Genomic DNA, 18367 nt, shown 5'->3' with positions numbered 1-18367 from the left:
GGCGCCGGTCTTGATCTGGCCGCAGTTGGTGGCGACGGCCAGGTCGGCGATGGTGACGTCCTCGGTCTCGCCGGAGCGGTGGGACATCATGCACTTGAAGCCGTTGCGCTGGGCCAGCTCGACGGCGTCCAGGGTCTCGGTGAGCGAGCCGATCTGGTTCACCTTCACCAGCAGGGCGTTGGCGGCGCCCTCCTCGATGCCGCGGGCCAGGCGCTCCGGGTTGGTGACGAACAGGTCGTCGCCGACGAGCTGGACCTTGTCACCGAGCTTGTCGGTGATGGTCTTCCAGCCCTCCCAGTCGTCCTCGAACAGCGGGTCCTCGATGGAGACCAGCGGGTACGCCTCGACCAGCTCGGCGTAGTACTCCGTCATCTCGGCGGCGGTGCGGTCCTTGCCCTCGAAGACGTACACGCCGTCCTTGTAGAACTCGGACGCGGCCACGTCGAGGGCGAGGGCGATCTGCTCGCCGGGGGTGTAGCCGGCCTCGTTGATGGCCTCGAGGATGAGGTCGAGGGCCTCGCGGTTGGAGCCCAGGTTCGGGGCGAAGCCGCCCTCGTCGCCGAGGCCGGTGGCCAGGCCCTTGCTCTTCAGGACCTTCTTGAGGGTGTGGTAGACCTCGGCGCCCCAGCGCAGGGCCTCGGAGAAGGACTCCGCGCCGATCGGCGCGATCATGAACTCCTGGATGTCCACGTTGGAGTCGGCGTGCGAGCCGCCGTTCAGGATGTTCATCATCGGCACCGGCAGCAGGTGCGCGTTGGGGCCGCCCAGGTAGCGGAAGAGCGGGAGGTCGCTGGCCTCGGAGGCGGCGTGCGCGACGGCGAGCGAGACGCCGAGGATGGCGTTGGCGCCGAGCGAGCCCTTGTTGTCGGTGGCGTCCAGGTCGAACATGGCCTGGTCGATCAGGCGCTGCTCGGTGGCGTCGTAGCCGACCAGCTCCGGGCCGATCTGCTCGATGACGGCCAGGACGGCCTTCTCGACGCCCTTGCCGAGGTAGCGGTTCGAGTCGCCGTCACGCAGCTCGATGGCCTCGAAGGCGCCGGTGGAGGCGCCGGACGGGACGGCGGCACGACCCGTGCTGCCGTCGTCGAGGCCGACCTCGACCTCGACCGTGGGGTTGCCTCGGGAGTCCAGGATTTCCCGGGCTACGACGACGTCGATGGACGGCACGAGCATCTCCTTCTTCAATGTGACGCGGTGGGCAGGCCGCGGTGTGGCTCTGCGAGACGAGCCTAACCGGCTCGGGGCGATCGGCCAGCCGGCCGCCCACCCCGTGGACGGAACCGAGAGTAAATTGTTTCCGAACGGAACAAAGGCGGTTCCGGAAAACGGGACCGGAAAAGACCCCGCCCCGGTGCGTACGGGGGAACACGCACCGGGGCGGGGAGTCTGCGGGCCCCTCGCGGGGTGCGCCCTCCTGCTCGCTTACTTGAGGTGCAGCTGCTGGCCCGGGTAGATGACGTCGGCGTCGTCGACGATGTCCTTGTTCAGCTCGAACAGCTTCTCCCAGCCGCCCTCGACGCCGTGCTCCTCGGCGATGGAGCTGAGGGTGTCACCGGCGACGACCTTGTACTCGCCGTCACCCTTCTCGACCTTCTTGCCGGTCGGGGTGGTGACGGTCTTCTCGGCCTGCTCGGCCTTCTGGGTGGCGGCCGGGCGCTCGGCGGACCGGGAGGCGGGCTGCTCCTCGGTCTCGCGGGCGGCGGTGCCGCTGCCGCTGTCGCCGGAGGAGGCGGCGCCGCCGCCGTACGGGGCGCTGGACAGGTTGACGCCGCAGTGCGGCCAGGCGCCCTTGCCCTGGCCCGCGAGGACCTTCTCGGCGATCTCGATCTGCTGGGCCTTGCTCGCCTGGTCGGCGGTGGCGGCGTACTGGGTGCCGCCGTACGCGGCCCAGGTGGAGGCGGAGAACTGCAGACCGCCGTAGTAACCGTTGCCGGTGTTGATGGACCAGTTGCCGCCGGACTCGCACTGGGCGACGGCTTCCCACTCGGAGGCGGTGGCGGCGGAGGCGTTGCCGGCCGCCATCAGCGGGGCGGCGACGGCGGCACCGGTCACACCGGCGATGGCGATGGCGCGAGTGGCCTTGGACGGACGACGGTGCTTGCCCTTGCCGGAAAACAGCATGGATCGATCCCCTCACCGACGCCTACGAGGTGAGCTGTCGGGTTCGGGCCGGTTGAGTTGCCCGGCCGCGGCCCTTGCGGACTGCGGCTTCACCCCTAGCCGGTTCCGGCGTCGAGTCTCCTCAACTGCCGGGCCCGGCACCTACCTTGGGTCCCCCGCTCCTGCCTGCGGCGCATGACGCGACGACTGTTCCCGGGCTTGCCGCTGGCAGGATTCGGCGTTGCGGCAGCCGGGGCTCGCGGTGACGAGCGGCTCCGACCGTAGCCACGCATTCCGCGGAATTTCAAAGACGATCAGGTCTTCTGAGACCTATCTCTCACCGCGTTTATAACGGACATTCGACTCGAACCGTGATCTGAAGTCCCGCTACTTTTCTCCCGGTTCAACCCCTACCTCAAGGGTCTGACCCGGGAGGATGAGGTCGGGATCGGTGCCCACGGTCGCCTTGTTCTCCGCGTACAGCGCGGCCCATCCGCCCCGCACCTCAAGGGAGTCGGCGATGCCCCAGAGACTGTCGCCGGCACGGACCGTGTAGGTGCCGTCGGCCGCGTCGCGGGCGGCGCCGGAGTCACGGGAGGCGTGCCGGCCCGAGGGGTCGGCCGCACGGCTGTCCTCGGCCTCCTCCTCGGCGCTGTCGCCGCGGTGACGGCCGGCGCCGATGGAACCCGAGGCGTTCTGCCCCAACTTGTCCGAGTCGTCGTTCTTGGTGGTGGCGGTGGGCGAATTGTCCGCGCCGCCCGCAGTGCCACCCTCCCCCGCGGCGGAACCTCCCGCCACGCCCGACGCGGAGTCCGGGGACGGCGAGGCGTCGACCGATCCGGACGGTCTCGATCCCAGGGCGTTTCCCGCCGAATCGGATGTTTCGGAGGTTCCGGGCGCTCCGGCGCCTTCGGCCGCTCCCGTCGAAGCGGAGGATCCCGAAGACTGCGACGAGTCGGACAAACCGGACTCGGGGGTACCGGAGGCCCCGGGAGTGGCCGTCAGGCCCGACGCGGCGTCAGCCGCCAGGCCGGTGTCGACACCGGCCGGCGCGGAGTCGCCGTCGAGACCGGCCAGCAGGCCGCAGGTGGGCCACGCGTCCACGCCCTCGGCGTCGAGGATCCGCTCGGCCACGGCTATCTGCTGCGAACGGCTGGCCACATCCGGGCTCTCCGCGTAGTCCACGCCGCCGTACTTCACCCAGTCGTCCTGGGAGATCTGCAGACCGCCGTAGTAGCCGTTGCCGTTGTTCGCGCTCCAGGAGCCGCCGCTCTCGCACTCCGCGACCCTGTCCCACGTCGTTCCCGTGGCGGCACTCGCGCCGGTCGCGCCGAGCAGCGGGATGGCGATGGCGGATCCGGTCACTCCGGCCGCGACGATGAGAGCCGGAGCCTGGCGGGGGCGACGGTGACGACCGTTCCCGGAGAGCATGCGGGGACCTTTCGCGAGACAGCGGTGACGGTGCGGCGGAGATGCTGTGATCATCGCCGTCACACTGATGGGTGAACGTATCGGCAGACGATCACTTGTCACAAGTTAATGCCGCGCAGATCACGTGAAGATCACAGAGGTGAAGGCGTGTCACCTTCGCGCCGCGCGGCACGGTGCGGGGGTCGGCGCTCGGACCGTTGCCGGGGTCAGCGCTCGGACCGCTGCGGGGGTCAGCGCTCGGGGGTGAACTCCACCGGCAGCGTGCGCAGTCCGCGCATGATGAGGCCGCCGCGCCAGCGCAGCTCCGCGGGGTCCGCTGCGAGCCGGAGGTCCGGGAGGCGGGTCAGCAGGGTGGCGAGCGCGGTCTGGCCCTCCAGGCGGGCGAGCGGGGCGCCCAGGCAGTAGTGGATACCGTGCCCGTACCCCAGGTGCTGGTTGTCGCGGCGGGCCAGATCCAGGGTGTCCGGGTCGGTGAACCGGGCCGGGTCGCGGTCGGCGGCGGCCAGCACGACGAGGACCGGATCGCCGGGCGCGATGTCCTGCCCGCCGAGGGTGAGCGGCTGGGTGGCGAAGCGCCAGGTGGCCAGCTCCACCGGGCCGTCGTAGCGCAGCAGTTCCTCCACACCGGTGGCGAGCAGGTCGCGTTCGCCGGCCGCCAGCGACCGCTGGAGGCGCTGCCGCTGGCCGGGGTGGGTGAGCAGCGCGTAGGTGCCGTTGCCGATGAGGTTGACCGTGGTCTCGAAACCGGCGAACAGCAGGATGAACGCCATCGCCGCCGCCTCGTTCTCGGTCAGGTGCTCACCGTGGTCGGAGGCGCGGATGAGGCCCGAGATGAGGTCCTCGCCGGGGGCGGGCTCGGCGGGCAGGGCCTCGCGCTTGCGGTGGATGAGGTCGGCGAGATAGCCGCGCATCTTCTTCACCGCACGCGCCACCCCGCCCCGCGGGCCGCCGCCGTGCCGGATCATCATGCCCGCCCAGTCCCGGAAGTCGTCCTGGTCCTCGCGGGGGACGCCGAGCAGGTCGCAGATGGCGTAGATGGGCAGCGGGAAGGCGAACTCGTGGATGAGGTCCGCGGAGCCCTTCGCCGCGAACCCGTCGATGAGACGGTCGGTCAGCTCCTGCACGCGCGGCGCGAACTCCGCCACGCGCCGGGGCGTGAACGCCTTGGAGACCAGGCGGCGCAGCCTGGTGTGGTCCGGCGGGTCGATGTTGAGCAGATGCGTCATCAGCTCCGCCTTGCGCTCCCCCGGGATGCCCGTCTTGCCCTTGGCGTGCGCGGGCTCGTCGTGGTGCGCGGGGTTCTTGGACAGCCGCTGGTCGGCCAGGGCCTGCTTGGCGTCGGCGTACCGGGTGACCAGCCAGGCCTCCACCCCGCTGGGCAGCCGGGTCCGGTGCACCGGGGCGTGCTCGCGGAGCCAGGCGTAGGCGGGGTAGGGGTCGGTGGCGAACTCCCAGGTGAAGAGTTCGGGGGCGGGGGCGGCCTGGGCCGGCTGGCCGGGCTGGGGGTGGGGCTGGTCGGTCACGTCGTCGACCGTATCCGGAGGTGGGGCGTGCCCTCATCCGGAGGTGGGCAGGCCCTCTCCCCGCCGGGGGCCGGTGTGGTGGTTGCGGATCTCCACATTGCAGTCGGTGACCCGGGAGTGGTCGCCGCGCGCCGCGGCCTCCGCGCGCTGTCTGACGAGGGCCTGGCACACCGCGCAGTCCGGCCGTGCGAGCGGCGGGTCCAGCGGCGGGCCGAGGTCCATCGGCTGCTCCTGGAGGGTCACGGCCTGCCCCCGCTCGCGGACGGGAGGTCCGGGTGCAGCGGTGCTCGCCGGTAGGCCTCGTACAGCGCGTCGGCGGACGGGCACGCCAGGTTCGCGTTCACCCCGTTCGCGTCCGTGGCCGTGCAGGTCCCACAGGCGAGGCAGTGGTTCCACAGCCGGACGAGGGCGGGCAGCCGGGGGTCGAGAACGATGGGATGCCCGCCGCTCAGGTTCTCGTAGTGGTCACACAGGGCGTTGACGGACCGGGCAAGCCGCTGGGCGTGCGCGACGCGCGCGGGCAGCGTACGGCCCGGCGCCAGGCTCATGCGGGTACGGGCCTCCATGACGCCGACGTTCGCGCAGACGCGTGGCGCGTCGTCCTCGGGCAGGCGGTCGGCCAGCGCCTCGACCACGGGGATGGCCAGCATGAGGTGCCCCCGCAGCTGAAGGGTCAGTGTGTCCAGCTCTTCGTCCGAGGGGAGTTCGGTGTGGTCCGCGAGCAGGGCGCGCGCGGCGGCGCGCATGGTCTCCGTGTCCAAGGGGGCGGTCGTGCCGCTCGGCGGCATCCCTCTCACCTCCGCGTTCCGGGTGATCAATACGTCACCGAACGTAATACGCGGGAGGGTGAGCGAACAGGCACGCTCCGTGGCCGCCGCGGCAGCGGATGTTCGGGAACGGACACGGAACGTGTCCGTTCCTACTGGAGACCGAAGAAGGCCGCCAGATCCCGCTGTTTCGAGGTCAAGCGACGCCGCTTGCTCCTGTGAAGCACCTCGTGGAACGTGTCCGCAGCCATCCGCTGGTGCCGCAGCCACTCCGGCGCCTCCCCTTTCAGCGCGGCCAGGACATCAGTCGCCTCATCGGCCTGACGCAGCATCGCGTGAGCCTGCGCCACATCCAGCTGGTGCCGGTTCCAGGTGTTCGCTGTCGCGGTGGTGCCCGTGGCGGAGATCCGCGCCGACAGGCCCAGTACGCGGCGCGGCTGGTCGGCTACGACCTGGTTCTCCACCGCCTGGAACGCCACCGTCGTCCAGTCGAAGCGTCCCCAGCCGTACTGATACGTCGCTACCGTGCCGCCAAGCGCCGCCCCCGCCGTATGGGCCAGCCTGAGCATGTCCCGCGCCTCCCGCGGCCGGTTGTTCCTCGCCGCCGCCGACGACGCCCGCACGAGCAACCTGCCCCACACTCCCAGTTCGCCCTTGGACGCACGGGAGATGCGCGGCTCTACATCATCCGCCGTCGCCACCGCCAGGCGCTCCGCCTCGTCCAGACGGCCCTGCCGCATCAACAGCCACCCCTGCAGATACACGGCGCTCCCAGCGCGGTCCTGGTCCCCGGCCGCCGCCGCGTCCAGCAGCGCGTCCCGCAGAGCCGCGTGGGCGAGGTCGTAAGCGCGGACCTGGGTCAGGTATCGGCCGGCTGTCTGGAGGACGTCGGAGCGGAGCTTGAGGGCTTCGGTGTGGTGAGGGCTGTTGCTGTAGTGGTCGACAGCAAGGCGGGCGGAGGTGACGAGGGCTGGGAGGAACTGGGCGATGCGGCCGTAGTCGTCGCTGTAGTAGGAGGCGGCGAGTGTCGCGGCGGTACTGCGCAGGTTCGACAGGTCCGGTTCAGGCTCAATGGCGTCGTCGATCAGCAGGCGCCCCGTGGCGGCCATGGGCGGGGTGATGGCCTGCCGGAGGGGCATGAGGTCGACTTTGTCGTCATCGGCCCGCGTGGTGGCGTGCGGCGCGCCGGGCTCGAACAGGGCGCTGGTGCGGACGTCGAGGGCGCGGGCGAGGGCGTGGTAGGTGTCAAGGCGTCCGTTGCCGCCTTGCTCGATCTTCTTGACAACGGCGAGGCTGAGGTTGGCGTGTTCGGCAAGCTGTTCTTGGGTGAGGCCTCGGGCAAGCCGGATGTCGCGGACACGCGTGCCGGGGACCTCTGCCGAGTGCGTGGGGTCGGGCATACTCCAACTCTCCGTTCACTGGTCGCACTTGGAACGGTACGCCTTTCTCCGGCACCTACCCCTTCTCCTTCTCCCCCCTCTCGTACGCGACGATCGCGTCCCGGTACGCACGGGCCGCCGCGCGCAGGGCCGCCTCCGGGTCGGTGCCCTCGGCCTCGGCGCGGGCCGCCAGGGCCAGCAGTTCGTAGCCGATGCCCTCGGACGCCGGGAGGGGGACGTCCAGGCCCGCGGCGCGCACCCGGGAGGCCAGCTTCGCGGCGAGGGCGAGGCCGGGCTGGTGCAGGGGGACGCCCTCGGTCACCGAGGTGCGCCGCTTCTCCTCGGCCTTGGTCCGCATCCAGTGCGCCTTGACCTCCTCCGGGGTGGTGGCCGTGGCGTCGCCGAAGACGTGCGGGTGGCGGTGGATGAGCTTGGCGACGATGCCGCCGGCCACATCGTCGACGGAGAACGGCGCCTCCGGGTCCTCCTCGGCGATCCGGGCGTGGAAGACGACCTGGAGCAGCACGTCGCCCAGCTCCTCGCGCAGCTCGTCGCGGTCACCGTCCTCGATGGCCTCGACGAGTTCGTACGCCTCCTCGATGGCGTACTTCGCCAGTCCCTCGTGGGTCTTCTGGGACGTCCAGGGGCACTCCGCGCGAAGGCGGTCCATGACCTGCACGAGGTCGAGGAGCCGGGCGCCGGGCAGGTCGTAGGAGGCGGGCAGCAGCTCCAGCTCGGGCATCCGGACCCGGCCGGAACCGGCGAGCCGCGCCAGGCCGTCCGTCAGGGCGGGCTCGCCCTCGCCGGTGGCGACGACGACCACCGTGTGCCCGCCGGCGCAGGCGTCGACCAGTTGTTCGGCGGTCGGGGCGGCCTCGTCGACCGCTATGCCCGCCTCCCGCAGGTAGGGCAGCTGCGGGTGCGTCCGGTCCGCGCACAGCACGCGGTCGGCGGTGCGCAGCGCCTGCCAGGCGGGCCAGGACAGCAGACCGGGGGCGACGCGGTGGCTGGTGGTGAGCAGGACGACACGGCCCGGGGCGGAGGGGTCCGGGGCGACGGGGTCCGGGGCGCCTTCGAAGCTGGTTGCGTTCACGATCCGAACGTAACCCACGTCGCCGACAGACCTCAGAAGTTGTCCACAGGCCCGGTGTGATCATCGGATCAATCGGCGATCCGTCTGCTCCGGCGCCCCCGCCGTACCGTTCCTGCTACGCCCTCACGGCCTGCCGCGCCCTCACACCGGCTGCTGTTCCTGCGCCGCCGTGACCTCCCGCACCCACGGGGTCCTGGCGTCGACGCGGCTGCTCTTCTCCACGTCCCAGCTGCCGTAGCGCGGGTTCAGGTCGACGCCGAGCTTCGCGGAGGCCTCGGAGAGGGCCTTCCAGAACTCGGGCCGGCTGGTGTCGGTGCCGAGCTCGGCGGCGAGCTTCTGCGCCTCCAGCTGGAGGCGCAGGTTCTCGTCCAGGCGCCCCGGGGCCACGCTGTACTGCTGGAGCCAGGCCGTCTCCAGGGCCTCGGCCCCGCCGACCTGCTGCTCCAGGCCGGAGCGCATCTCCTGGATCTCCTTGCGGGTCACGGTGACGCCGGCGTCCTGGGCGGCTCGGTGCAGCACCCGGTCGAGGACCATGCCGTGCAGGGTGTCGCGGGTGAGGCTGCCGGTCTTGGCGATCGCCTGGGCGTACTGCGCGTCGTCGGCGACCGCGGCGCGCTGGGCCGAGCGCACCTCGTCGACCCGGTTCTCCAACTGCGCGACGGTGATCCGCTGATCGCCGACGACGGCCGCCGCGCCGGGATGCGCGTCGTTTCCGCAGGCGGTGAGGAGCGGCGCCGCGGCGATCGCGGCGGACAGCAGGAGCGCGGTGCGACGGCGGCGGTGCAAGGAAACCTCCCGAGGAGTTTGTGCGACGGTGCACAAAGTCTTGCGATGATCGATGGTAGGCAGGGGATCGGCTCTGGCCAACCCATTCGACCAACGATTCACGCGGACTTCGGGCACCGCCGCGCTCCCCGTGGGCGCCGCCGCGCTAGCGCACCTGCCCCAGCCACTGGAGGGTCCGGCGGATGTCGGCCGCCAGCGGGTGGCCCGTACCGTGCAGGCGCTCCACGTCCTGCAGCAGCCGCAGGAGGGTGTCGTGGGCGGCGGCCCGGTCGCCGAGGGCGAGCAGGAGGTGGCCGATGCGGCGGCGGACGTCGTGCGCCTGCTCGGGGTCACCGGAGACGTACTGGTTCTCGTAGTACGGCAGCAGCGCCCGGTACTCGGCGAGCGCCGCCGCCGGTTCGCCGAGCTGCTCCAGGCACTGGGCGGCGTCGTGGCGGAAGCGCAGGGACTGCGGGTCGGCCTGGCCTGCCTCGGCGGCGCGTTCGTCGGCGAGACGGCGCAGTTCGGGCAGCGCGCGCCGGTACTGGCCGTCGTCCATGAGCGTCGCGGCGTACTGCTTGCGCAAGGTGCGCACGACCGGTGAGTGCTCGCCGTGCTGTTCGGCGGCGGCGGGCAGGATCGCGCCGAGGATGTCGACGGCCTGGGTGATCCGGCCCTCGCCGAGCAGCCGCTTGACCTCGTCGACCGCGCCCGCGACATCGGGCTTCTCGGCCACGCTGGGGACCGGTGTGACGGGGGCGGGCTGGTGCGCGGGGGTGCGCGCCCGGTCGGGCCAGGGGGCGTGGGGGCGCAGGAAGGGGCGCGTCGGGTCCAGGGGCGCCCCGGTGGGCATCCCGCGCGCCGGCAGCAGGACCGCCAGCTCCTCGTACACCTCCTGCGCGGACCCCGGCCGGTGCTGCGGGTCCTTGGCGAGCAGCCGCAGGACCAGGGACTCCAGCGCCTCGGGCACCTCGGGGCGGATCCGGCGCACGGGCAGCGGCGGCTCGTACAGATGCCGGTGCAGCACTCCGAGCGCCGTCGAGCCCGCGAAGGGCACGCCGCCGCTGAGCAGCTCGTGCAGGAGGACACCGAGCGCGTACAGATCGGTGTACGGGCCGACCGCGCCGCCCATCGCCTGCTCGGGCGCCATGTAGGCGGGCGAGCCGATCGGCGAGCCGGTGTGCGTGAGCCGCGTGGTGTCGCTGTCCATGACGGACGCGACGCCCAGGTCGAGCACGGTGACCGTGCCGTCCTGCTTGACCATCACGTTGCGCGGCTTGAGGTCCCGGTGCACGATCGGCACGGCGTGCACCGCGCTCAGCACGGCGCACAGCTGCGCGGCGACCGCGACCGCCCACTGCCACGGGTACGGGTCGTGCTCGGCGAGGTGGTCGGAGAGGTCCGCGCCGTCCACGTACTGCATGACGAGGAACAGCTCCTCGCCCTCGCTGCCCGCGTCGTGCACGGTCACCAGGCCGGGATGGTCCACCTGCGCGGTCACCCTGCACTCGCGCACGAAGCGGCGGCGCAGCTCGTCGGCCTCCTGCCCGGCCACCTTGTCGGGCCGCAGCAGCTTCACCGCGACGCGCCGGTCGAGGCGGCGGTCGTAGGCCGTCCACACCTGGCCCATGCCGCCCTGCCCGATGAGCGTGGCCAGTTCGTACCGGCCGGCGACGACGCGTCCTGTCGCCGCGGTCACCTTCCGCCCTCGTGGTCGCCGTCCCGGCGGCCGTCCTGGCGGCGCAGGAGTTCGCTGAGTTCGTCCAGCTCGGCGCGCACCTGGTCGATCCGGGCCGGCGCGGGACGCTGCGGCGGCGGCGCCACCGGCGCGGGCGGGGTCTGCGGCATCCGGGCCGCCGGGGGCGTCGGCGGCGGCGTGGGCGTCGGCGGGACGGTCGCGGCGGCACCGGCGGCGTACGGCGCGACGGGCTGCGGATAGCCGTACGCCGGGGCGGGCTGCGGGCCGTACGCGCCGTAGCGGAGCTGGTGGAAGTGGCGTACGTCCGCGGAGAGGTAGTACGCGATGACGACCACCAGCGTGCCCAGCAGCAGCCCGAGACCGGTCCAGCCGGCCGCGGTGTGGATCTCCTCGCCCGGTTCGTTGCCCAGCAGCACCATGGCGAGGGCGTCGATGGCCAGGACGGCCACGAAGAGCCCCCAGTCCAGGGACTTCCGCGTGACGAGCGCGAGGCGCAGCAGCATCGTCCAGGCCAGGAAGCCGAGGCTGAGGATGGAGATCACCACGAACAGCACACGCAGGAAGACCAGCCATGCCGTGGGCGGCGGCTGTTTCACCGGCTGCACGTAGCCGTGGCCATGCATGACTGCTCCTGAAGTCGTGCGATTGTCGCGTCGAGCGTATAGGCCGACACGGACAACCGGTCCCGGGTTGTACCGAACCGTTGTCACGCTGATCACTTCGTGCGCCACGCGGGTCGCGGCGCCGCTCTCAGTCCGGGGTGACCGTGCCGTCCGTGAGGCCGTCGTACATGCCGCGCACGAGCTGGTCCCCGAGCCGGCTCGCGTGGCGCAGCGCCCGCTCGAACTCGTCGAGTGCGCGGAAGCGCGCGCCGTAACGCCGCTGCTCGTCGAGCGGGAGCCGGGGCAGTTGCAGGCGGCGCACGTCGAGGCGGGTGGCGGTGGAGGCGTAGCTGCTGGCCTGGCGGTTGTTGGCGGTGCCGCGCAGGAAGCCGGCGAGGAACCAGGCGTCGAGCGCCGCCGGGTCGGGGCGCAGCAGCACGAGGTTGCGCCCCAGCGCTGCGCCGCCCGTGGTGTCGTCGATGACCCGCGCCACCGCGCCGCCCCCGAGCACCGGCACGACGACGTCGCCGGGCTCGGTGAGCACGGCTTCCTCCTCGCTCTCGGGCAGGTTCCCGGACGGGGCCGTTCCGGCGAGGACGTCGTGGTCGGTGAGGACGGGCACGCGCGCGTGGCCGCCGTTTCCGCCCGTCCGCAGCACCAGGGCGCCCCCGCGCGCGAGTTCGCCCACCGTGGTGAGCGGCCAGCGCGCGGGCGGCGCGGACCGCACCGGTGGCGGGGTGAGGCCGGCGGTCAGCCGCAGGGTCTCACCGAGGCGGGCACGCACGTCGGTGAGCTGTTCGGCGCCGTCGGCCGCCGTCGGGGGCGGGAGGTGACGGGCCGGGGCGAAGTCCACGTCGTCGTCGAGGAGTTCGATGACCGGCACGGACCGCGCCAGGCCCGGCCGTTCCTGGAGGGTGCCGGCGCGGTCGTAGGCCTGCCAGGCGTCGAGGACCGCGTCCCGCACGGACTGCCAGTCGGGCCCGCCGCGCCCCTCGGTGGCGAACTGCCCGGCGTCCGCGAGCAGCACCTCCGGCTGCGCGGGCGTCTTGTCGGGGCGGCGCAGCACCCACAGGTGGAGGGGGATGTTGTACGGCGGTGCCGCGCCCACCGGCAGCGTGACGACGGCCCGCAGCGCGCCCCGGCGCAGCAGGTCGGCGCGGATCCGGCGGCCGGAGCGGCGGGAGGCGGCGGCGGGCGGCATGAGCAGCACGGCCGTGCCGCCGTCCCGCAGCCGGGCCAGCGCGTGCTGCACCCAGGCCAGCTCGGATTCGGTGCGGGCCGGGAAGCCGTACTCCCAGCGGGGGTCGTAGGCCAGTTCGTCGTGGCCCCAGTTGCGCTCGTTGAACGGCGGATGGCAGAGGACGGCGTCCGCGCGCAGCCCGGGGTGGGCGTCGGCGCGCAGGGTGTCGCCGGTGGCGGCGCGCACGGCGGCCGGGGTGTGCAGGGCCAGCCGGAACGCGGTGAGCGCGGCGAGGTCGGCGGAGCTGTCCTGGGCGTACAGCTCCTGGCCGGGGCGGGCGGCGACGGCGCGCAGCAGGGCGCCGGTGCCGCAGGCGGGGTCGAGGACGGTGCGGGCGGGGCCGGCGAGGTCGGCCATGAGGCGGGCGAGTTCGGCGGGGGTGAGGGTGTACTGGCGCGGGTTGGCGTCGAGGTGCCGGCCCAGCAGGAACTCGAAGGTCTGCCGGGCGCCCAGTTCGGCGGCCAGTTCGGCGGCGCCGCGCAGGAGGGCGGCGGAGGGCAGGAGTTCGGGGCCGGTGGGGGTGTGGACGGTGGGGGTGTGGACGGTGGGGGTGTGAACGGCTCCCTCGCCGGACGCGCCGCCGAACCGGGGGGCGATCACCTGGTCCAGCGCGTCGGGCAGCATCGCCGCGAGCCGCTCGTCGGACCCGGCACTCACATCGAGCCACACCGTCGGCCGCTCATGGATGAGCAGCAGCACGCACCCGGCGTGCGTCAGCGCGGTGACGGGGCCTTCCGGGTGTCCGGCGAGTTGCTGCCAGACGCGCTCCCGCAGCGGGACCTCGGCGAGCTTGCCCTGGCGGCGCAGCCAGTCCTCGACCTCGGCGAGGGCGAAGGAGGGGCTGGTCTCGGTGCCGCCGACCGGCTTGGGGAAGTCGGCGTGGCGGCGGCGCCAGTTGCTCACGGCGGCCCGGCCGACACCGGCGAGCCGGGCGATTCCCGCGGCGGTCACCTCTGTCGCGTTGTCCTGCACCCCGGCCGCTCCCCTCACCGCGTCTCGTGTGGGAGTCGAGCATACCGGCGGGCGCAAGAGCCCCGGGTTCACAGACGTGTACCGAGTCGACACTGTGAACCGTGTTGACTCGGTTCACAGGAAGTGTTCTTATTGACCCCGCGAAACGAGCGGCTGCCGGACAGAGGCAGCCGACACGTCGGGGAGGGGAACAGTCATGGGCATGAAGGCCAGGATCGCGCTGGGTGCCGTCGTGGGTGTCGTGGTCATCGGCGCCGTGTCGGCGAACGGCGGCAGCGGCAGCGGTGACGGCAAGGCGTCCGGCGGCGACCAGGGCTCTTCGGCGCCCGCGGACCGCGAGTCCGGCACCGAGCGGGACTCCGGAGCCGAGGCCGCCGCCGAGAAGAAGGTCGCCTTCGAGGGGGACGGCGACTTCCAGGTCGGTTCGGACATCAAGCCCGGCACCTACCGCACCACCGGCAACACCGACGACATGTGCTACTGGGAGCGGGCCAAGGACGCCTCCGGCGAGATGGACTCCCTGCTGGCCAACGACAACGTCAGCGGCACCGGCTACGTGACCGTCAAGGCCACCGACAAGCTCTTCACGTCCAGCGGCTGCAACGACTGGGAGGCCGTCGGCCCCCAGGCCGAGGGCGGCTCGCCCGCCGCCACGATGGCCGGCGACGGCGGCATGTTCCGCGTCGGCGCCGACATTGCCCCGGGCACCTACAAGTCGACCGGCAACACCGACGACATGTGCTACTGGGAGCGCGCCAAGGACGCCGAGCACTCGATGGACTCGATCATCGCGAACAACAACGTCACCGGCACGGCCGTCGTGACCATCAGCGCCTCGGACGCCTACTTCAAGACCTCCGGCTGCCAGGACTGGAAGAAGACCGCCTGAGCCGACGGCTCACCCGGCGGCCCGGCCGCCGCGCTCCCCACCCCCCGCGCCACACCCCCGCAGAACAGCTCACCACCGAGGAACTCCCATGCGCCGTACCGCACTTGCCGCCCTCTGCCTCGCCGCCGCGACCACCGTCGGCCTCACCGGCTGTCTGCCGGGCCAGGACAAGGCGGCCGACAAGCCGAAGGGACCGTTCGCCGGGCTGACCGGCGGCGAGATCGCGGACCGGTCCGTCAAGGCCACGACCGGCGCCTCGTCGCTGCGGCTGGCCGGCGAGGTGCCCGACGAGGAGAGCGGCGGCACGATCCGCTTCGACGTGGCCGTCAACAAGAAGGGGGAGTGCGCGGGCACCTTCGGCACGGGCGAGGGCAAGGCCGATCTGATCCGGACCGGCGACATCCTCTACATGCGCTACGACGAGGCGTTCCTGCGGGCCCAGAGCAAGGGCGAGCCCGAGGCGGACACCGACGCGGTCGTGGACATGCTGGCCGGGAAGTGGGCCAAGATGTCCGCCACGGGCCCCGACGCCGAGGGCGTGGCCGACTTCTGCGACCTGGACGCACTGCTCGGCGACACCGACGACGTGAAGTCGGACGCGGCGCGCGGCAAGACCACCACCGTCGACGGCTCCCCGGCGATCGTCCTGCACGAGAAGGACGGCAAGGACCGCTACACGCTGTACGTCGCCACCAAGGGCGAGCCGTATCTGCTGCGGCTGGACAGCACCACCACCGACGGGCGGGACTCGCTGGTCTTCAGTGACTACGGCAAGCCGGTCGCGGCGAAGAAGCCCAGCGGCGAGATCATCGACCTGGACGCGCTCGGCGGCTGAGCCCACCCGCCACCCGCCCCGGCCGGGGCCCCGGATCCACGCCCTGTAGCGGCCTCCCCCAGGCCCTACAGGGCGTGCCGCATCCACACGTTGGGTTCGACGTACACCGCGTACCCCCGCTCCGGCTCGCACCGCACCGGCACCAGCGCGCCGGGCACCTCGATGTCACCCGCGGTGTCGAAGGGCAGCCCGGTCCACCGGCGCCACTCCGCCAGCGAGCCGGAGACGGTCATCGAGGCCGGTGCGACGGAGTGCACGACGGCGCCGGCCCGGGCGTGGACGCGCATCCAGGGGTCGTGCGGAAGCCCGTCGGGGCGCACCCGGCGGGCGTACTCCTCCATCGGTGTGCGCGGTTCCAGGTGCTTGGCGTTGGGGCGTACAGGGGCGACGACCTCGCCGAAGCCGAGGGCGCGGGCGTTGTCCCGCAGCTCCGTGAGCATCCGCGCGGACAGGCCGAGGCCCTGGGCGCGCGGGGCGACGGAGACGGAGATGGCGCTCACGGTGTCCGCGCGGACCCCGCGGCGCAGATCCGAGAAGGCCCACAGCAGGACGGCGTCCCAGCCACGGGCGGGCAGTTCACCGCGGCCGTCGGCGCCGAGCGCGAACGGCACGCTGAAGGCGTTCGCGACGACCTCGCCCCGCTCGTCCTCGGCGAACAGCACGTACTGCGGGAGTTCGGTGGCTATCCGCGCGAAGTGGGTCCAGCCCACCGGGTCCTGGAGCACGAACTCCGGCCAGCTGTCCGCCATCGCGAAGACCCGCTCCCGCATGTCCGGACGCTCGGCGAGGCTCGACACGTTCCATTCCATGCGGTCACCGTAGGCCGGGCGCCGGAGACCGGGAACCGGTTTTCCGCTCAGCCGGGCCGCCCAGTCGGTCAGTCACTCGGCCAGCCGCCCAGTCAACCGCCCAGTCAACCGCCCAGTCAGCCGCCCAGTCAGCCGCCCAGTCAGCCGCTCAGTCGGCGTGGAACCGCGGCGGTGCCTGCGTCGGGTTGCCGCCCGAGGGCAGTTCCTGGTCCGGGCAGCCGGAGAGCACGCGCCGCATCGCGGCCCGCTCCGCGGCGGTCACCCACAGCCCGTACTTCTTCTTCACGGCGACCTGCGCGGCGACATACGGGCACCGGTACGCCCTGTTCGGCGGCAGCCAGGTCGCGGCGTCGCCGTCACCCTTGGCGCGGTTGGTGCCGGCGTCGACGGCGAGGAGGTTGAGCGGGTCGTTGGCGAAGGCGATGCGCTTGCCGGGGTCCCACTGCCCGGCGCCCTTCTGCCAGGCGTCGGAGAGCGCGACGACATGGTCGATGTCGACCTGGCTGCGACCGCGTACGAACGTGACGTCCCGGCCGGTGTACGGGTCGGGGTCGAGGGTGCCCGAGGCCACCTCGCAGCGGTCGTCACCGAACCGGACGCCGGTGAGGTCCCGGCGCAGAATGTCGTCGCGGGTGCCGCACCGGTTGGAGTCGGTGTCGGCCCAGGGGCTGCCGAACCGGTCCCGGTCGTAACCGGTCTTCGGCGCCCGCCCCTTGACGGGCAGCGACTCCACGGCCGCGAGGGCCGCTCCCCCGCCGGTCGTCTCCTGCGGCCCGCCCGCTCCCGTGGTGGCGGTGCAACCGGCCACGGCGCACAGCAGCGCCACGGCGGCAGCCGCCTTCCCGCCCCTCAGACGCCTCACGTCGCGCCCCTCCCCTTGGCTTCTCCGCTCCATTCCGCCCCGGTGCGGGCGGGTGGTGTACCCGGATCCACCGTAACCATCCAGAGTCCAGACCACCGGGGCACAACTCGGCCGCTCGGCATGGACCGCGACAGGCTCGACCGGCTGGAGGCCCCCGCCTCCGTCACCGAGGACGCCAGGCCGGCCGCGGGGCACCCACCCCGGCGGCGGCCCGCAGCCCCCCTTGCGTCGGAAGCCGCCCGCGAAGGCCTCACGCCACGCGGGCGGCTTCACGCCGTGCGCAACCCGCGCGGCTACGACCCCAGCACGGAGGTCAGGAACTCCCCGACCCACGCGAGCAGTTCCCGTCCGACCAGCGGCTTGCCGCCGACCTTCGCGGTCTTGGGGCGCGGCACCAGCACCTGGTGGGCGGTCGGCTTGATGACCGTCCCCGGATACAGCCGCTTGAGCCGCAGCTCCTGCGACTCGCGCAACTCCACCGGCGCGAAGCGGATGTTGGTGCCCTGGAGCACGATCTCGCCGACGCCGCACGCGCGCGCGAACATCCGCAGCCCGGCCACCAGCAGCAGGTTCTCCACCGGCTCGGGCAACTTGCCGTACCGGTCGACGAGTTCCTCCCGTACGGCCTTGATGTCCTCCTCCGTGTTGGCGGAGGCGATGGCCCGGTAGGCCTGGAGGCGCAGCCGCTCGCCGGGCGCGTAGTCGTGGGGGACGTGCGCGTCGACCGGCAGCTCGATCTTGACCTCGAGCGGCGGCTCCTCCTCGATCCCCCCGGTCTCCAGCTGCCGCCGGTAGTCGGCGACCGCCTCGCCGACCATCCGGACGTAGAGGTCGAAGCCGACGCCCGCGATGTGACCGGACTGCTCGCCGCCGAGCAGGTTGCCCGCGCCGCGGATCTCCAGGTCCTTCATCGCCACGTACATGCCCGCGCCCATCTCCGTGTGCTGGGCGATGGTCGCCAGCCGCTCGTGCGCGGTCTCCGTGAGCGGCTTCTCCGGCGGATACAGGAAGTACGCGTAACCGCGCTCGCGGCCACGGCCCACCCGGCCGCGCAGCTGGTGCAGCTGGGACAGGCCGAAGGTGTCGCCGCGCTCGACGATCAGGGTGTTGGCGTTGGAGATGTCGATGCCGGACTCGACGATCGTCGTGGAGACGAGCACGTCGAACTTCTTCTCCCAGAAGTCCACGACGACCTGCTCCAGCGCCTGCTCAGACATCTGGCCGTGGGCCGTCGCGATCCGCGCCTCGGGCACGATCTCGCGCAGCCGGGCCGCCGCGCGGTCGATCGACTCGACCCGGTTGTGGATGTAGAAGACCTGGCCCTCGCGCAGCAGCTCACGGCGGATGGCGGCGCCGATCTGCTTCTCCTCGTACGGCCCGACGAAGGTGAGCACCGGGTGC

17 protein-coding genes and 1 riboswitch are annotated in these 18367 nt (G+C 72.5%); of the genes, 2 read left to right on the top strand and 15 right to left on the bottom strand.

Annotation, left to right across the window (positions count from 1 at the left end):
* The 12 genes from eno to VE614_RS26990 all read right to left on the bottom strand — a co-directional run.
* The coding region (eno, locus tag VE614_RS27045; protein ID WP_324942542.1) for a phosphopyruvate hydratase at positions 1-1167 on the bottom strand (1167 nt) is incomplete at its 3' end.
* Positions 1168-1422: 255 nt separating this feature from the next.
* Positions 1423-2121 carry a transglycosylase family protein gene (locus tag VE614_RS27040; RefSeq protein ID WP_324942538.1) on the bottom strand — a complete coding sequence of 233 codons (699 nt, stop codon included), beginning with the start codon at positions 2119-2121 and terminating at the stop codon, positions 1423-1425.
* Positions 2122-2125: 4 nt separating this feature from the next.
* Positions 2126-2304: riboswitch (cyclic di-AMP (ydaO/yuaA leader) on the bottom strand.
* A 183-nt stretch (positions 2305-2487) separates the two neighbouring features.
* Positions 2488-3531, bottom strand: a complete 1044-nt coding sequence (locus tag VE614_RS27035) for a transglycosylase family protein (protein WP_324942536.1) — start codon at positions 3529-3531, stop codon at positions 2488-2490.
* 230 nt (positions 3532-3761) lie between these two features.
* Positions 3762-5054, bottom strand: coding sequence for a cytochrome P450 (locus VE614_RS27030; RefSeq protein WP_324942533.1), 1293 nt, complete (start codon positions 5052-5054; stop codon positions 3762-3764).
* Between the two features lie 33 nt (positions 5055-5087).
* Positions 5088-5297, bottom strand: a complete 210-nt coding sequence (locus VE614_RS27025) for a hypothetical protein (RefSeq protein WP_324942530.1) — start codon at positions 5295-5297, stop codon at positions 5088-5090.
* On the bottom strand, positions 5294-5815 hold the full coding sequence (locus VE614_RS27020; protein ID WP_324942527.1) for a DUF6415 family natural product biosynthesis protein: 522 nt from the start codon (positions 5813-5815) through the stop codon (positions 5294-5296). The genes VE614_RS27025 and VE614_RS27020 overlap by 4 nt, the downstream gene beginning before the upstream one ends.
* Before the next feature lie 158 nt (positions 5816-5973).
* Positions 5974-7221 carry a helix-turn-helix transcriptional regulator gene (locus VE614_RS27015; protein ID WP_324942524.1) on the bottom strand — a complete coding sequence of 416 codons (1248 nt, stop codon included), beginning with the start codon at positions 7219-7221 and terminating at the stop codon, positions 5974-5976.
* Between the two features lie 55 nt (positions 7222-7276).
* Complete coding sequence (locus VE614_RS27010) at positions 7277-8293, bottom strand: nucleoside triphosphate pyrophosphohydrolase (RefSeq protein ID WP_324942521.1); 1017 nt, start codon at positions 8291-8293, stop codon at positions 7277-7279.
* A gap of 141 nt (positions 8294-8434) precedes the next feature.
* Positions 8435-9079 carry a SurA N-terminal domain-containing protein gene (locus tag VE614_RS27005; RefSeq protein WP_324942518.1) on the bottom strand — a complete coding sequence of 215 codons (645 nt, stop codon included), beginning with the start codon at positions 9077-9079 and terminating at the stop codon, positions 8435-8437.
* A gap of 145 nt (positions 9080-9224) precedes the next feature.
* Positions 9225-10715, bottom strand: a complete 1491-nt coding sequence (locus tag VE614_RS27000; protein ID WP_324942545.1) for a serine/threonine-protein kinase — start codon at positions 10713-10715, stop codon at positions 9225-9227.
* Between the two features lie 38 nt (positions 10716-10753).
* Complete coding sequence (locus VE614_RS26995; RefSeq protein WP_324942516.1) at positions 10754-11380, bottom strand: hypothetical protein; 627 nt, start codon at positions 11378-11380, stop codon at positions 10754-10756.
* A 127-nt stretch (positions 11381-11507) separates the two neighbouring features.
* Positions 11508-13571, bottom strand: coding sequence for an N-6 DNA methylase (locus tag VE614_RS26990; protein ID WP_324942513.1), 2064 nt, complete (start codon positions 13569-13571; stop codon positions 11508-11510).
* A gap of 196 nt (positions 13572-13767) precedes the next feature.
* Here VE614_RS26990 and VE614_RS26985 point away from each other — a divergent pair, with 196 nt between their 5' ends.
* Entirely contained in the window at positions 13768-14460 is a 693-nt protein-coding gene (locus tag VE614_RS26985; RefSeq protein WP_324942510.1) for a hypothetical protein, read from the top strand.
* Positions 14461-14548: 88 nt separating this feature from the next.
* On the top strand, positions 14549-15295 hold the full coding sequence (locus VE614_RS26980) for a hypothetical protein (RefSeq protein WP_324942507.1): 747 nt from the start codon (positions 14549-14551) through the stop codon (positions 15293-15295).
* A 65-nt stretch (positions 15296-15360) separates the two neighbouring features.
* Here the strand turns inward: VE614_RS26980 and VE614_RS26975 are convergent, their stop codons facing one another.
* The 3 genes from VE614_RS26975 to VE614_RS26965 all read right to left on the bottom strand — a co-directional run.
* Positions 15361-16104 (bottom strand): N-acetyltransferase, encoded by a 744-nt coding sequence (locus VE614_RS26975; protein WP_324942505.1) that lies wholly within the window; start codon positions 16102-16104, stop codon positions 15361-15363.
* A gap of 148 nt (positions 16105-16252) precedes the next feature.
* On the bottom strand, positions 16253-16966 hold the full coding sequence (locus VE614_RS26970) for an HNH endonuclease family protein (RefSeq protein WP_324942502.1): 714 nt from the start codon (positions 16964-16966) through the stop codon (positions 16253-16255).
* A gap of 293 nt (positions 16967-17259) precedes the next feature.
* A partial coding sequence (locus VE614_RS26965; protein ID WP_324942499.1) for a TRCF domain-containing protein occupies positions 17260-18367 on the bottom strand: 1108 nt, incomplete at its 5' end.

The sequence above is a fragment of the Streptomyces sp. genome (genome assembly GCF_035645055.1).
GTDB lineage: Bacteria > Actinomycetota > Actinomycetes > Streptomycetales > Streptomycetaceae > Streptomyces.
This window is presented reverse-complemented; position numbering and strand designations above follow the sequence as displayed.

What these genes read in the sequence shown, in the direction of transcription:
- VE614_RS26975 (WP_324942505.1), bottom strand. Translation starts at nt 16,104, where the DNA reads ATGGAATGGAACGTGTCGAGCCTCGCCGAGCGTCCGGACATGCGGGAG.
- VE614_RS26985 (WP_324942510.1), top strand. Translation starts at nt 13,768, where the DNA reads ATGGGCATGAAGGCCAGGATCGCGCTGGGTGCCGTCGTGGGTGTCGTG.
- VE614_RS26980 (WP_324942507.1), top strand. Translation starts at nt 14,549, where the DNA reads ATGCGCCGTACCGCACTTGCCGCCCTCTGCCTCGCCGCCGCGACCACC.
- VE614_RS26995 (WP_324942516.1), bottom strand. Translation starts at nt 11,380, where the DNA reads ATGCATGGCCACGGCTACGTGCAGCCGGTGAAACAGCCGCCGCCCACG.
- VE614_RS27040 (WP_324942538.1), bottom strand. Translation starts at nt 2,121, where the DNA reads ATGCTGTTTTCCGGCAAGGGCAAGCACCGTCGTCCGTCCAAGGCCACT.
- VE614_RS27035 (WP_324942536.1), bottom strand. Translation starts at nt 3,531, where the DNA reads ATGCTCTCCGGGAACGGTCGTCACCGTCGCCCCCGCCAGGCTCCGGCT.
- VE614_RS27015 (WP_324942524.1), bottom strand. Translation starts at nt 7,221, where the DNA reads ATGCCCGACCCCACGCACTCGGCAGAGGTCCCCGGCACGCGTGTCCGC.